The sequence below is a fragment of the Halomonas sp. LBP4 genome (assembly GCF_003202205.1).
Classification (GTDB): domain Bacteria; phylum Pseudomonadota; class Gammaproteobacteria; order Pseudomonadales; family Halomonadaceae; genus Halomonas; species Halomonas flagellata.
This window is the reverse complement of record NZ_PDOG01000011.1, coordinates 86327-100952: the sequence shown is the minus strand read 5'-3', so window position 1 is coordinate 100952 and position 14626 is coordinate 86327. Positions and strand designations below refer to the sequence as shown.

The following is a 14626-nucleotide window of genomic DNA, read 5'->3' as shown; positions in this document are numbered from 1 at the left end:
AGATCATGTGCACCCGGGAGCTGGGCGACCCGTTCCGCCGCGACGCGCTGAAGAAGCCGGTGCGCCTGCTGGAGAAGTACCAGGACTACGTCTGAGGTAATTGCCGAGACAACGCCAGGATAGCCCCGGTCGCCAGGCGAGCAACTCGTCGGACCGGGGTTTCTTGATTTCCGGGGGGAGAAGACTCATGACGGATTTTGTGATCATCGGCGGAGGCGTCATCGGCATGATGACCGCCTGGCAACTGGCCGAGGCCGGCCACTCGGTGGCCCTGGTGGAGCGGGGGCAGTGTGGCCGGGAGGCCTCCTGGGCCGGGGGCGGCATCATCTCGCCGCTCTATCCCTGGCGATACAGCGAACCAATCTCGCAATTGGCGAGATGGTCGGAAGGACGTTATCCCATGCTGGCATCGAGACTGGCTGAGGAAACGGGGATCGACCCGGAGTATCGCCAGCGAGGCTTGCTCTACCTGAATGTGGATGAGGAGGCCGATGCCATGGCGTGGGCGCGGCGCCTGGGCAAACCGCTGGCGAGGGTAGATGCTTACTTCCTGTACGCGCAGGAGCCAGGTCTTGCTGACGGCCTCGACGACGGCCTATGGATGCCGACGCTGGGTAGCATCCGCAACCCACGCCTGTGCCGAGCGCTGCGCACCCGGTTACAGTCCCTGCCAGGTGTCGTACTTCACGAAGGGTGCCAGGTCGCACGCCTGGTGGTCGAGCGCGGTCAGGTCAGGGGCGTGGACACCGACGCAGGCTGCTTCAGGGCCGGCCGGGTAATCGTCTGTGGCGGAGCCTGGACGGGGCAGCTGCTGGAAACGCTGGGCGTCAGCTTGCCCGTGCATCCGGTCAAGGGCCAGATGATGGTCTTCCGGACACCGGTGACGAGCGGATGCAAACGCCTGGTCGAGCGGGTGGTGTTGAAGGAGGGACGCTACCTGATTCCACGCGACGATGGCCGCGTGCTGGTTGGCTCGACATTGGAGCAGGCGGGTTTCGACAAGACGCCGACCGGGGAGGCGCGGACCTCGCTGTATGCCAGCGCCATAGCGATGGTGCCGGGCCTGGCCGACTGCGAAGTCGAGCACCACTGGGCGGGACTGCGACCAGGCGCTCCCGAAGGCCTGCCGTTCATCGGTGAGGTACCGGGCGTCGCAGGGTTGTTCATCAATGCCGGCCACTATCGCAACGGCCTTGTGTTGGCCCCGGCCGCCACGCGCCTGCTGGTCGACCAACTAGTGGGGCGCGAGCCGATCCTCGACCCCGAGCCCTTTCGGCTGAGTGCCGGTCGCGTCGGCGGCAGTGCCGCGCCGCTGGGAGAGGGAACGGACAACCCGCTGGTGGTCGATTATGCATGACGGCTCATGTCCGGTTCCTTCGCGGGGCGATCGGCTGGCCCAACGTTCCATCCCTATCTGGCGCTAACCACCAGCCGGTCCCGCCAGTACCCTTTGCAGGGATGAGGAGACTTAGGAGCCTACTTCTTCTCGTTAATCCCGCAGGGGAACAACGGACAAGCCCAGGAGGCCAAGATGAGCCAGCCCGATGTTGAATTCCTGAAAGCCTTCAGCGACGCCCTGAATCGTCATGATATCGATGCCGTGATGGAGATGATGACGGATGACTGTGTGTTTCATGCCATTGCTGGCCCGGAACTGGTAGGCAAGAGCTTCGTCGGCCAGGCCGAAGTGCGGCAGGGGCTCGAGAACGCCTGGAAGACGGCGCCCGATGCCTGCTGGGTCGATGGTGAGCACTTCGTGGTCGGTGATCGCGGCTTCTCGGAGACCACCTACAAGGGCACGACCACCGACGGGGTCCGCTCCGAGGCCCGCATGATCGATGCCTTTACCTTCCGCGACGGCAAGATCGCTGTGAAGAACGCCTTTCGCAAGAACAGGCCGCCGATTGCAGGCAACAACGGCTAGGCTTGGTCCGAAAAGTCGGCGAGCGATGGCCAGACAAGGCAAAAATCAGCGAAAAAGCGGAGTTTACGTGGGTGTAAATGAGCATTTTAAGCTGATTTTTAACGCCGTATGGGCGAGCGCAGGCAGTTTCCGGGCAAAGCCTAAGGACGGTGCGAGCCGCGGCATCCCGACACACAGGAGTCGATCATGGAGACAAAGACCAGCAAGGCGGGAGAAGAGCGACGCAGCGCTACCGCACCATCCCAGCCTTATGATCCGGCTTATGATCCGCTGAAGAGCACCACACCGGGGCAGGGGCGTGACTACGCGCCGACCTACTGGATCGGCACCGCGGGCGAGCCCCCGGCCGATGACGGCCCGGTGACCCAGGACATGGACGTGGACGTGGTGATCATCGGGGCCGGCTTCACCGGCCTGACGGCCGCCATCTTCCTGGCGCAGGAATACGGTATCCGGGCGACCGTGCTCGAGGCCAATCGCACCAGCTGGGGCTGCAGCACCCGCAACGGCGGCCAGGCACAGTGCGCCTCGGGACGCCTCAAGCGCTCCCAGTGGATCGAGCGCTATGGCCTGGAGACCGCGCTCAAGCTGCATCGCGAGTGTCTGGATGGCATGGAGACCTTCAAGTCGCTGATCGAGGACATCGACTGCGAGCCTCAGCCGGGCGGGCATCTCTACATCGCCCATCGCGACAAGGTCATGCCGTCCCTCGAAAAGGAGGCCAGGCTGCTGAGGGAGACGTTCGACTACGATGCCCGTATCCTCGACGCCGATACGGTCAAGCGGGACTGGGTCGGCGATCAGGACGCCGCCGGTGCCATGCACGAGCCCGAGGGCATCGGTATCCACGCCGGCAAGCTGGCGTTCGGCTATCTCAGGAAGGCCAGGGCCCTGGGCGCCAAGGTACATCCGTCGAGCCCCGTGCAGGGCTGGGAGACGCGCGACGGTGTGCACTATCTCAAGACCCCGGGGGGGATGGTCAGGGCCCGTGCCGTGGGTATCGCCACGGGGGGGTATACCTCCCAGAGCCTGCACCCCCAGCTCAAGAATCGGCTGCTGCCGATCCTGTCGAACTCGATCGTCACCCGGCCGCTCACGGCGAACGAGATTGAAGCCTGCAGCTTCAGGACGCATCAGGTCATCACCGATACGCGCGTGCTGCGGCACTATTACCGTCTGCTGCCGGACAACCGGCTGCAGATCGGCAGCCGCAGTGCCATTACTGGGCGTGATGCACCCCAGCAGAAATACGAGGATGTGCTGGTCAACAACATGGTCCGGAAGTTCCCGGCGCTGAAGGGCATTCCACTGGATTACTCCTGGTGGGGCTGGGTCGATGTCAGCCACGACATGATGCCGCGGATTCATCAGCCGGATCCCAAGGAGACCATCTTCTATGCCTTGGGCTACGGCGGCAACGGGGTCATGTACTCGGCCCAGGCGGGGCGCCGACTGGCGCAATGGATCGCCGGCGACGGCAGGCAACTCGACCTGCCGATCTTCACCTCCCAGCTGCCCTTCCCGAATATCCGCGAAATGGTCGAGTCCCAGGCCTTCGCCCCCTTCCGACGGTTCGGGCAGCGGTTTCTCTATCGCTGGTACTACCTGAAGGACGAAGTGTTGTGACCAGGCTGGCAACGGTTTACCGACCGTAACTCACTGAATATCGACTAGTCTGACCGTTCCATGGCTCTCGGGAGCAATCGAGCCAGGCGTTCGATGCCTGGCTCGATGCGCTCCTCGGGGATGGCCGAGAAGCCCAGGCGCAGGTACTCCCTTGCGGGACGGTCGAAGTAGTGCAGGTCGCCGCGCTCCAACAGGATGCCTTCCTCGCGGGCCAGGTCCTGAAGTCGCTGGCAGTCCAGCCCTTCGGGGCCTTTGATCCAGAAGCACGAGCCACCATACGTCGAAGGGGTATAGCAGTTGGGCAGATGACGCTTGAGGGCGTCGCTCATGAGCTGCCAGCGGCTCTCGAACGTCTGGTGGATCTGCCGGATCAGTGCATCTTGATAGCCCCGGTCAAGAAACAGCGCCAGGGCGCGTTGGTTGTTGGTCGGCGGATGGCGCAGCATCAGTCGCCGCAGGGCGCGAGCCTCGCGGATCAGCGCCGGGTGGGCAACCATGTAGCCCAGCCTCAGGCCGGGCGCCAGGGTCTTGGAAAGACTCCCGACATAGATGACACGGCTGTGCCGGTCCAGGCTCTTGAGCGCCGGCGTAGGGTTGCTGAGGTAGTTGGTTTCGCTGTCGTAGTCGTCCTCGATGATCAGGAAGTTCTCGATCTCGGCCATGTCGAGCAGCTGCCGCCGCCGCTCGAGTGGCATGGTCACCGTCGTGGGGCTCTGGTGGCTGGGCGTCGTGTAGACCAGGGAACACTGCGTCAGCTCCTCGACCGGTCGCATGCCCTGCTCGTCCACCGGTAACAGGCGGATATCGTCCGTGAAGATCCGGGCGATGTTGTACATGTCCACATAGCCGGGATTCTCCATCCCGAACTGCCGACCCGGTTTCAGCAGCAGCATGGCGGCGATCCACAGCGCCTGCTGGGTGCCGACCGTGACGAGAATTTCCTCGGGCTTGGCCCAGACGCCACGGCGCGGCAAGAGGCGCTTGTGGATCTGCTCGATCAGCAGGGGATCGTCGTCGTTGAGGTGGTCGACCGACCAGCTGCGAATGGCCGGGACACTCATGGAGTCACGACTGCATTCCCGCCAGTGTTGGGTCGGGAAGAGCGCCGGATCGATCTGCCCGTAGAGGAAGGGGTAGTCGTATCGATGCCAGTCACTGGGTTTCTGAATGGTCTCCTGCTGCGAGGGCCGGATCGTGAGCAGCCTTTCCCAGGGCATACGCTCGGCGTCGATATCGTTGAGACGCACCGGTTTCTCGGCTCGACCTTCCAGGATTTCCGGATTCACGAAGTAGCCGCTGCGACTCTTGGCAATCAGATAGCCGTCGTCGAGCAGATGCTCATAGGCCAGCATCACCGTGTTGCGCGCCACCTGAAGCTCGCGCGCCAGCTTGCGGCTGGAAGGAAGTGCCTCATCGAGCGGGATATGTCCATCCAGGATGGCATGCACGATCTGTTCACGCAGCTGCTGCTGGAGGCTCGTCGGAAGGCTTGAATCGAGATGAAACAGTAGCTGGCTCATGGTTGGCCCACGATGAAAGCCATCCCCGGGAAGGGTCTGGCGAGTCGATGCAAGGGAGTGGGGGCTCGGGCGCCGGCACCCACAACCTTCTAACATGCCAAGAAAGTGCCTCGATGTCCAGTTAGACAATCGAAAAATCAGTGGGTTGCATCATCCCGCTCAGCGGCGATGGTGGCCTGATCGGTCGATGCCATCACCATGCCCGGGGCTGGACCAATCGACGGGTGGTGTCTGGTACTAGTGCCCCGGTGTCGGGGGGGTAAAGTGAACATCATGGAACAGCCCGATTCAGACAAGACGAACCGAGTGGCTGCTCCAGGGCGAGTACAAGTCAATAACAAGACATTGCTGGGAGAGTGGCATGAACAAGATAATGTTTTCCGTAGCCGCGGCGGCCGTCAGTGCCGTCATCAGCCAGAATGCACTGGCCGAAACCTGGCGCATGGCGCTGGGCGATGCCCAGGGCGGTACCCAGTATGCTATGGGGGAGAAGTTTGCCGAACTGATCCATGAAAAGACAGATGGCCAGGTGACTGTCGACATGTTCCCCAACGGCCAATTGGGTAGCGAGCAGGACACGGTCAGCAGCGCCAGCATGGGAATGCTGGATCTCTCGGTCCTGGCGATCAACAACATCACTCCCTTTTCCCCCACGGTAGGTGTTCTCACGCTGCCGTATGTGATTACCAGCCCGGAAGACGCCAAGACCCTCACCCAGGGTGAGATCGGTCAGCAGCTGGCCGAAAACACCATCCGGGATGCCGGAGTCAGGGTGCTTTCCTGGGCCTATTCGGGGTGTCGTGTGCTGAGCAACTCCAGCAAGCCGGTCGCCACCCCGGATGACCTGCAAGGGCTTACCATTCGCGTGCCCCGCAACGAGATCATGATTGCCTCCTATCAGGAGTGGGGGGTCAATCCGCTGCCGATGGCCTGGTCGGAGACCTTCACGGCCCTGCAGCAGGGCGTCGTGGATGGGCAGGACAACCCCTATATCACCATCAATGCCATGAAGTTCTACGAGGTGCAGGACTATATCACCGATATCTGCTACGTGTTCTCGCTGGAGCCATTGATCATGAGCGAGTCCAAGTTCCAGAGCCTGAGTTCCGATCTGCAGGAAGTCGTGCTGGAAGCGGGCCAAGAAGCCACTGCCTACAGCTATGACTACCTGCTGGAGTCGGAAGAAAGCATCAAGCAGACCTTGGTGGAAGAGCACGGCATGCAGATCATCGAGCCCGCTAATGGCGAGAGCGAATGGATCGAGCGTGCCTCGAGCATCTGGCCGCGTTTCTATGACAGCATCGGCGGCGAGGAGCGACTGGCGGAGGCGCTACAGGCGCTGGGTCGGGACCTGAACTAACCGCCGAATTTCCGTGAACGCTGCACTGGGTGACGTCAGTGCAGCCTTCGGAAAACATCAGGCAAGGCATCGGGGGCGACCGTCATGAAACAGCTTCTACTGAAGATATTCGACAATCTGGAAAACTATATATGCCAGCTGCTTCTGGTGTTCTTCGTGGTGTTGCTGTTTGTTCAGATTGTGCTGCGTAATGTATTCAGTGGCTCACTGGCCTGGGGCGATGAGCTGGCTACATATGCTTTCGTCTGGTTTGCCTATATGGGGGCAGTGTACGCAGCCAAGATGTCGGCCCATAATCGCGTGACATTCCAGTTCAAGTTCTTTCCACGTGTTGTCGAGAAGGTCTGCAATATAGTCACCGACCTGGTCTGGGTGGGGTTCAATCTGTATTTTGTCTATCTGAGTTACGATTTTGTGTTCAATCGCATGAATGTGTTCTGGAAGTCCCAGACGATGGGGGTTCCGATGAAGTACTTCTACATGATCCTCCCACTTGCGTTCCTGATCATGTCTATTCGCATTCTACAGAACATGTATGTCAAGCATGTGATGAACAGGCAGATCATGGATCCGGAAGATGCGAAAATCGAAGAGATGAAGCGCACGCAGAATGAAACTCACGACAAGAGCTGAGTGATCGGAGACAACGTCATGGATCCCACTATCGTATATGTGCTGTTTGGCACCTTCTTCCTGCTGCTATTGCTGGGGGCTCCCATAACGGCGTCTCTTGGTGTATCGGCCCTGGCGGCATTTCTCTACATTGGCCAGAATCCGGCCGCCTTTGTCCAGATCGCCTTCACCTCTGTTGGCTCGTTCCCGCTCATGGCATTGCCCGCCTTCATTCTCGCCGGAGCCCTGATGGAAGCCGCGGGGATCTCACGCCGGCTGGTCGATATTGCCGAGGCGTTCGCCGGGCCGGCAACGGGGGGGCTCGCGGCGGCAACGGTCTTCGCCTGCATGTTCTTCGGCGCCATCTCCGGTTCGGGCCCGGCGACCACGGCTGCCGTTGGCATGTTGATGATCCCGGCCATGGTGCAGCGGCATTACGATCGGGGGTATGCATCCGCCATTACCGCCTCCTCCGGTGGCCTGGGCGTCGTGATCCCTCCCTCCATCCCCATGGTCATCTTCGGCATCACCGGCATGGGCATGACGCCGCCCCCGGAAGCGGTGGCGGCACACGGTAGCTTCCAGACCCTGTCGATTCCCAAGTTGTTCATTGCCGGTATCTTTCCCGGCATAGTGATTGCCGGTTGCCTGCTGATCATGAATTATCTTCTGTCGAGGAAACATGGGTATCGTGGCCTGACCGATCACTGGTCGACGGAGTCGATCAAGAAGGCACTGCGCCGCGGGATCTGGTCGATCCTGGCGCCCATCATCATTCTCGGTGGTATCTACTCCGGGGTGTTCACGCCGACCGAGTCGGCCATCGTCGCCATCTTCTATACGCTGATCGTGGGGATCTTCATCCACAAGGAGCTGAAGTTCGGGCCGGCAATGAAGACGCTGGAAACCACGACCTGGATCAGTGGGCGGGTGCTGCTGATCCTGTTCACCGCGACGGTCTTCGGTCGGCTGCTGGTCGAGCAGCGTGTCCCGGCTTACATCGCATCGGCCATGCTGGATTTCACCCAGAACATGTACATCATCTGGGCGCTGATCATCATGTTCCTGCTGTTCGTCGGCATGTTCATGGAGACCCTCGCGGCCATCATGATCCTGACGCCCGTCTTGCTGCCCATCATGTACATGCTGGGGGCCGACCCCGTCCATGTGGGGATAGTGGTCGTCTGTGCACTGGCGATCGGCTTCCAGACGCCGCCGCTCGGCGAGAACCTGTTTGTTGCTTCGGGAATCGGCGGGGCCTCCATCGAGGAAATCTCCTATCGTGCCTTGCCGTTTGCCGCCGCATCCATTATTGCGCTCTTCATCGTTGCCTATGTTCCGCAGATTTCTCTCTGGCTACCGGGAGTGATGGGCTATTAGGTTAGGCATCGGCATGCCGGCACCGTAAGCTGGCAGCCGAAGTGTAGTTGTCATCCTTGGTGACGGAGGAAATATGGACAGGTCAATTGAAAACATTCTTTGCTGTGTCGGGCTTCGCAGTGACAGCCATGTGGTACTGGAACAGGCATTCAGGCTTTCATTTGCCACCGGGGCGAAGCTGCATGTCCTCCACGCCGTCAAGTCACTGGATGATGATGTCATGAACACGCTACGCGTCAATATTCGCGACAAGAAGACCCTGCAGGGACTCATCCGCAAGCGCCTGGACGAAGCGAGGCAGCAGCTGGAAGACAAGATGGCAAACTTCTGGAGCCTCCATGGAGTGGGGGATGAGTCCGTCTCCACCCGGGTTGCCAGCATGGAGGTGGCCGAGGGCTATCCGGCCAAGGTGATCGTTGGCATGGCCTCGAAGCTGGGCTGCGACCTGATCGTGATGGCCTCCAACAAGCACGGCTTTACCGCCTCCTATGCCGGAAAGGTGACGCGGGGTGTCCTGAAGAGAAGCCATGTTCCGGTCGTGGTCGTGCCACCACCCGAGTAACCCTCGGCGGAAGGGGTCATCAAGGCCGAGCCCATCGCCAGTTTTTCTTGAACCAGGTCGAGCGTCTCACGGTGCATTTCATGCACTGCGGGTAAGTTCGTGCCCGGATTATTGAAAGGAAATGACAACATGATCATTGAACGTGGTAAGCGAGCCATGCGTAGCCCGATCACCTTTTCGCGAACGGCAGCCGAGGGGTTCCCGCACGTCATGCCGGGTGTGCTGATCTGCATCACCATCGCCCTGGCCACGACTTTCATCGCCGACCACTACGGAGGGCCCACGCTGCTGTATGCCCTGCTGTTCGGCATGTCGTTGCATTTCCTGTCGGAGGAGGGGCGCTGCGTGGCGGGGATCGAGTTTGCCGCCCGGACCATCCTGCGCTTTGGTGTTGCCCTGCTCGGTGTGCGGATCACCATCGAACAGGTCACCTCCCTGGGGGTCGGGCCGATTGTCACGGTGGTGGCCGGCGTGGTGCTGACCATCCTGATGGGGGTACTGCTGGCCAGACTGATGGGGCTGCATCGTGACATGGGGCTGCTGACGGGAGGCGCGGTCGCCATCTGCGGGGCTTCGGCAGCACTGGCGCTATCGGCGGTCATGCCGCGCGGGGCCAACAGCGAACGCAATACCATTCTCACGGTCGTGGGGGTCACGACCCTGTCCACGGCGGCGATGGTGCTTTATCCGCTGGTCGTCGGAGTGTTGAGCCTGACGGACCAGCAGGCCGGAGTGTTTCTGGGGGGCACGATCCATGACGTGGCCCAGGTCGTCGGAGCGGGGTACATGATCTCGGAGGAAGCCGGCGACATCTCGACGTTCGTCAAGCTGATGCGGGTGGCGATGCTGGTGCCGGTCGTGATGTGTTTTACCTTCCTCTTCCGCCATAGCGAGGGCCGCGAAGGCAGGAGCAAGGTGCCCAGGCTGCCCGGTTTCCTGGTCGCCTTCGTGGTACTGGTGATCATCAACAGCCTGGGCGCAATACCGGTGAGCGTAGCCGACGGCATGACGGACCTGTCCCGCTGGTGCCTGGTCACGGCCATCGCGGCACTGGGGATCAAGACCTCGTTCCAGAAGCTGGCCGTGGTGGGGTGGAAGCCGGTCATCCTGATGGTGGCCGAAACCCTGTTCCTGCTGGCGCTGGTGCTGGTGTTCATCCTGTTCGACGTAGTGAGCATCTGATGCGCGTCTGGATAAATGGCGAGTATCGCTTGCTGAACCCGGAGACCACGATCCACCAGCTGTTGGTGGCCCATGAACTGCAAAGGCAGCGCGTGGCGGTCGAGCTGAATGAGGAAATCGTGCCGCGCAGTCGCCACGACGAGGTGCAGATTTCCGAGGGCGACCGTATTGAAATCGTGCATGCCATCGGAGGTGGCTGATGCGGATCAACGAGAATGGCGGGATGCTGAAACAAGCGGCTGAGGATACGCCACTGATGGTGGCGGGCAGGCGCTTCACGTCCCGCCTGATGGTGGGAACGGGAAAGTACCGGGACTTCGACGAGACGGCCCGGGCGCTGGAGGCGAGCGGTACGCAGGTCGTGACCTTTGCCGTACGGCGCACTAACCTCGGCCAGGCCCCCGGCGAGCCGCATCTGCTCGATGCGGTGTCGCCGGATCGCTATACGCTGCTGCCCAACACGGCGGGCTGCTACGACGCCCGCGACGCCGTACGGACCTGCAAGCTCGCTCGCGAACTGCTGGACGGCCACAACCTGGTCAAGCTCGAGGTGTTGGGCGACGCGAAGACGCTCTATCCCGACGTGGTCGAGACCCTGAAGGCCGCCGAAGCGCTGGTGCATGACGGCTTCGACGTCATGGCGTATACCAGCGATGACCCCATCGTGGCGCTCGAGCTGGAGAAGCTGGGTTGTTGCGCCGTCATGCCACTGGGATCGCTGATCGGCTCAGGGTGTGGCATTCAGAACCCGCACCACATCCGGCTGATCATCGAGCAGGCCGGTGTTCCGGTACTGGTCGATGCCGGCATCGGTACGGCCTCCGAGGCCGCCATGGCGATGGAGCTGGGGTGCGACGCAGTGCTGATGAACTCGGCGATCGCCCATGCGGCGCAGCCGATCCAGATGGCCAGGGCGATGAAGCTGGCGGTCGAGGCGGGGCGGAGTGCCTTTCTGGCGGGGCGTATGCCACGCCGCGGCCAGGCCGAGCCCTCGTCACCCGCCGCGGGTCGTATCGGTGCCTGACACCGTCCGCTTGCCCTGATTCGTGCTCTCGTTCTGGGCCGCCTGGATGGTGGTCAGCGCGATGGTGTAGACGATGTCGTCGACCAGGGCGCCGCGGGAGAGGTCGTTCACCGGCTTGGCGAGGCCCTGCAGCATGGGGCCGACGCTGATCACCCGGGCGCTGCGCTGCACCGCCTTGTAGGTGGTGTTGCCGGTGTTGAGGTCGGGGAAGACGAACACCGTGGCGCGGCCGGCCACCGGCGAGTCCGGCGCCTTCTGGCGGCCGACGCTCTCGATGGCGGCGGCGTCGTACTGCAGTGGGCCGTCGATCAGCAGCTCCGGCGCTTGCTCCCGGGCCAGGCGGGTGGCCTGGCGCACCTTCTCCACGTCGACACCGCTGCCGGACTCGCCGGTCGAGTAGCTGATCATCGCCACCCGCGGCTCGATGCCGAAGGCCTGGGCGGAGCGCGCACTCTGCAGGGCGATCTCGGCCAGGGCCTCGGCGTCCGGGTCGGGGTTCACCGCGCAGTCGCCGTAGACCACCACCTGCTCGGGCAGCAGCATGAAGAAGATCGACGACACCCGGTGATAGCCGGGGGCGGTCCGGATCAGCTGGAAGGCGGGCCGCAGGGTGTTGGCGGTGGTGTGCACCGCTCCGGAGACCAGGCCATCGACCTCGTCGAGCAGCAGCATCATGGTGCCGAGCACCACGTTGTCGTGGAGCTGGGCCTCGGCGGTCAACTCGTTCACCTTGCCGGTGCGTCGTTCCACCATGGGCGCCACGTAACGGTCGCGGATGCTGTCCGGGTCGATGATCTCGAGCCCTTCCGGCAGCACGATGCCGCGATGGTGGGCCACTTCCTGGATCTCCTCGCGCCTGCCCAGCAGCACGCAGCGGGCGATGCCGCGACGCTGGCAGATGGCGGCCGCCTCCAGCGTGCGTGGCTCGTCGCCTTCGGGCAGCACGATACGCCGGTTGGCCCGCTGGGCCTGCTTGACCAGTTGGTGGCGGAAGGCCGAGGGCGAGAGCCGATGGGTATAGCCGTGGCTGAGGTGATCCTTGAGCCACTGCAGGTCGAGGTGGGCGGCGACGAAGGCGGCGACCCGTTCGGCCCGCTCCGCGTCGTCCACCGGGATGTCGTTGCCCATCTGGCCGAGGTTCTTCGCCGTGGTGAAGCTGTCGGTATCCACCGTCAGCACCGGCAGGCCGGTCTTCAGCGCCGGGCGACACATCTCGATCATGTTCTCGCCGGGCAGGTAGCCGTTGGTCAGCAGCACGCCGGCCATGGGCACCCCGTTCATGGTGGCCAGCGCCGTGGCGAGCACGATGTCATCGCGATCACCGGAGGTGACGATCAGGCTGCCGGGGCGGAAGACATGCAGGGCGTTGGCTGCACTACGCGCGCACAGGCTGGTCGAGAGCACCCGGCGGGTCGCCGCTTCGCCCTCGCTGAGGAAGCGGGCGTTCAGGGCACGAGCCACGTCGAGCACCCTCGGGGCACTGAGGGAAGGGGTATAGGGCACCGCGCCGATCAGGTGGAAGCACTCGGTGGCCAGCGCCGGGGAATGGCGACGCAACTCGGCGAGCTGGGCCTCGTCGAGCATCGGGGGGGCGGTGCCCGGGGCCAGGGCGGCCTCGTTCTCGCCGGCACTCGGCAGGTTGTGCAGGCGCATCAGGATGCACCCCAGGGTGCGGTTGGAGCTCACCCCGCCGAAGGCGCGGGCATGCATGTCGAGCTGCTCGGCCAGGGCCCGGGAGTCGGCCATGTCGCCGGTGCCCACCAGGATGATCCGGGCGTTGAGGGCATGGGCCAGCTGGGCATTGAGTTGGGTGGCGTAGGTGCCGTGGCGGGTGGGCACGAGACCTTCCACCACCAGCAGGTCCGGCGGGCTGTCGCGATGGGCCGCGATCGCCTGGTCCTGCAGCTCCACCACCTGCTCCATCAGCACGTCCAGACGGTCGTCGCGCAGCAGTTGCTCCATCTCGCCCTGGGGAATCGGCGCCGGCGGGGACAGCCCCAGGGTGCTGGCGACCAGCGCCGTGGAGCGGTCCGGCCCCGGGCCATTGAGCTCGTCCTGGCGCAGCGGCTTGAGGAAGCCGGCCTTGAGGCCGATGGCGTCCAGCGCCCGGATCAGCCCCAGGCAGGCGGAAGTGAGGCCGGCGCCCTCGCTGGTGGGCACCAGCAGCAGGGTCTGTGGTGCGTCGGGGATCTCGGGGGATGTCATCGGGCGGGCCCTTTCATCAGCAGCTGGCGCGTCTCCTCGGCGATGCGGCCCTCCTCGTCGGTGGGAATCACCCACAGCCGCGGGGCGGCGGGGTGGCGGCCGTCGATGCGCCCCTCGCGGCCGCGCACCGTCGCGGTATTGGCGGCACGGTCGAGGCCGAGGCCGAAGTGGGGCAGATGGCCGACCACCTTTTCCCGCACCAGCGGCGAGTTCTCGCCGATGCCGCCGGTGAAGACGATGCCGTCGAGGCGGGGCAGGGCGCAGGAGAGCGCCGCCAGTGACTTGGCGACGCGATAGCAGAATACCTCGATGGCCAGCTGGGCGCCGGCATGGCCCTCCTCGGCGGCAGCTTCCAGTTCGCGCATGTCGTTGGTCAACCCGGAGAGCCCCAGCAGGCCGCTGCCGCGGTTGAGCACCTCGTCGATGCGCGCAAGGGGCCAGCCGAGCCGGCGGGCCAGGTGCGAATGCAGGCCCGGGTCCACGTCGCCGCTGCGGGTGCCCATCACCAGGCCCTCCAGCGGGGTCAGGCCCATGCTGGTATCGAGGCTGCGTCCCTCCCGGACGGCGGCGGTGGAGCAGCCGTTGCCCAGGTGCGCCGTCAGCCAGCCGCCGCCCTCGAGACTGCTCAGGGCATCGGCGCGGGCACTGACGTAGGCGTGGCTGGTGCCGTGGAAGCCGTAACGGCGGATGCCATGGTCACGGTAGAGCGCCTCCGGCAGGGCGTAGCGGTAGGCCCGCGGCGGCAGGGTCTGGTGGAAGGCGGTGTCGAACACCGCGACCTGGGGCAGCTCGGGGAACAGCTGGCGGGTGGCCACCACCCCCTGGAGGTTGTACGGATTGTGCAGCGGTGCCAGGTCGGCGGTCGCCTCGATGGCCGCCACCACCTCGTCGTCGATGCGCGTGGCCCGGGTGAAGCGTTCGCCGCCGTGCACGATGCGGTGCCCCACGGCGCCGGGCAGGCGTCCCTCGAGGCCGTTGAGGATCGCTTCCAGGGCCCGGACATGATCGTCGCCGGCCAGGGCACGCTCGAACGGTTCGCCGCGGCTGTCGTGCCCCTTCAGGCGGGCATCGCTGCTGCCCAGGCGTTCGACCAGCCCGGCCTGGCGCGGCAGGTCTGGCGTATCGGGTATCAGGGCATACTTGATCGAGGAAGAGCCACAGTTGATGACCAGCACCGGGTCGTTCATCGGCAGTCCTTGGAAAGGCAGGTCAGGCAAGACAGTAAAACATC

Annotated in this window: 13 protein-coding genes; 10 read left to right on the top strand and 3 right to left on the bottom strand. The window is 63.7% G+C overall.

All coding sequences use genetic code 11. From position 1 onward, the window contains the following. The first annotated feature begins 187 nt into the window (after positions 1 to 187). The 3 genes from thiO to CR157_RS21480 all read left to right on the top strand — a co-directional run bounded on the left by thiO (position 188) and on the right by CR157_RS21480 (position 3550). Positions 188 to 1357: a glycine oxidase ThiO gene (thiO, locus tag CR157_RS21495; RefSeq protein ID WP_110285556.1), complete on the top strand. Its 1170-nt coding sequence runs from the start codon at positions 188 to 190 to the stop codon at positions 1355 to 1357. Positions 1358 to 1531: 174 nt separating this feature from the next. Further along, the gene (locus CR157_RS21490) at positions 1532 to 1924 is read left to right on the top strand and encodes a nuclear transport factor 2 family protein (protein ID WP_110285555.1); all 393 of its coding nucleotides are present in this window, start codon (positions 1532 to 1534) and stop codon (positions 1922 to 1924) included. 186 nt (positions 1925 to 2110) lie between these two features. Next, positions 2111 to 3550 (top strand): NAD(P)/FAD-dependent oxidoreductase, encoded by a 1440-nt coding sequence (locus tag CR157_RS21480; protein ID WP_110285553.1) that lies wholly within the window; start codon positions 2111 to 2113, stop codon positions 3548 to 3550. A 44-nt stretch (positions 3551 to 3594) separates the two neighbouring features. Here CR157_RS21480 and pdxR read toward each other — a convergent pair whose 3' ends face one another. After that, positions 3595 to 5070, bottom strand: coding sequence for a MocR-like pyridoxine biosynthesis transcription factor PdxR (gene pdxR / locus CR157_RS21475; protein WP_110285552.1), 1476 nt, complete (start codon positions 5068 to 5070; stop codon positions 3595 to 3597). Positions 5071 to 5431: 361 nt separating this feature from the next. Between pdxR and CR157_RS21470 the strand changes: the two genes are divergently transcribed. From CR157_RS21470 to CR157_RS21440, 7 genes are all read left to right on the top strand, one after another. Further along, positions 5432 to 6430: a TRAP transporter substrate-binding protein gene (locus tag CR157_RS21470; RefSeq protein WP_258364264.1), complete on the top strand. Its 999-nt coding sequence runs from the start codon at positions 5432 to 5434 to the stop codon at positions 6428 to 6430. 84 nt (positions 6431 to 6514) lie between these two features. Then, positions 6515 to 7063, top strand: coding sequence for a TRAP transporter small permease (locus tag CR157_RS21465; RefSeq protein ID WP_110285551.1), 549 nt, complete (start codon positions 6515 to 6517; stop codon positions 7061 to 7063). Between the two features lie 18 nt (positions 7064 to 7081). Further along, entirely contained in the window at positions 7082 to 8422 is a 1341-nt protein-coding gene (locus CR157_RS21460; protein ID WP_110285566.1) for a TRAP transporter large permease, read from the top strand. A gap of 73 nt (positions 8423 to 8495) precedes the next feature. Next, positions 8496 to 8984 (top strand): universal stress protein, encoded by a 489-nt coding sequence (locus tag CR157_RS21455; RefSeq protein WP_110285550.1) that lies wholly within the window; start codon positions 8496 to 8498, stop codon positions 8982 to 8984. 129 nt (positions 8985 to 9113) lie between these two features. Next, positions 9114 to 10166 (top strand): YeiH family protein, encoded by a 1053-nt coding sequence (locus CR157_RS21450; RefSeq protein ID WP_258364263.1) that lies wholly within the window; start codon positions 9114 to 9116, stop codon positions 10164 to 10166. Then, positions 10166 to 10366 (top strand): sulfur carrier protein ThiS, encoded by a 201-nt coding sequence (gene thiS / locus CR157_RS21445; protein WP_110285549.1) that lies wholly within the window; start codon positions 10166 to 10168, stop codon positions 10364 to 10366. The genes CR157_RS21450 and thiS overlap by 1 nt, the downstream gene beginning before the upstream one ends. Then, positions 10366 to 11190, top strand: coding sequence for a thiazole synthase (locus CR157_RS21440; RefSeq protein ID WP_306766797.1), 825 nt, complete (start codon positions 10366 to 10368; stop codon positions 11188 to 11190). Before thiS ends, CR157_RS21440 begins: the two co-directional genes overlap by 1 nt. Here CR157_RS21440 and pta read toward each other — a convergent pair. Then, positions 11161 to 13395 carry a phosphate acetyltransferase gene (pta, locus tag CR157_RS21435; protein WP_110285548.1) on the bottom strand — a complete coding sequence of 745 codons (2235 nt, stop codon included), beginning with the start codon at positions 13393 to 13395 and terminating at the stop codon, positions 11161 to 11163. The genes CR157_RS21440 and pta overlap by 30 nt on opposite strands. Beyond that, on the bottom strand, positions 13392 to 14582 hold the full coding sequence (locus tag CR157_RS21430) for an acetate/propionate family kinase (RefSeq protein WP_110285547.1): 1191 nt from the start codon (positions 14580 to 14582) through the stop codon (positions 13392 to 13394). The genes pta and CR157_RS21430 overlap by 4 nt, the downstream gene beginning before the upstream one ends. Positions 14583 to 14626 lie beyond the last annotated feature (44 nt).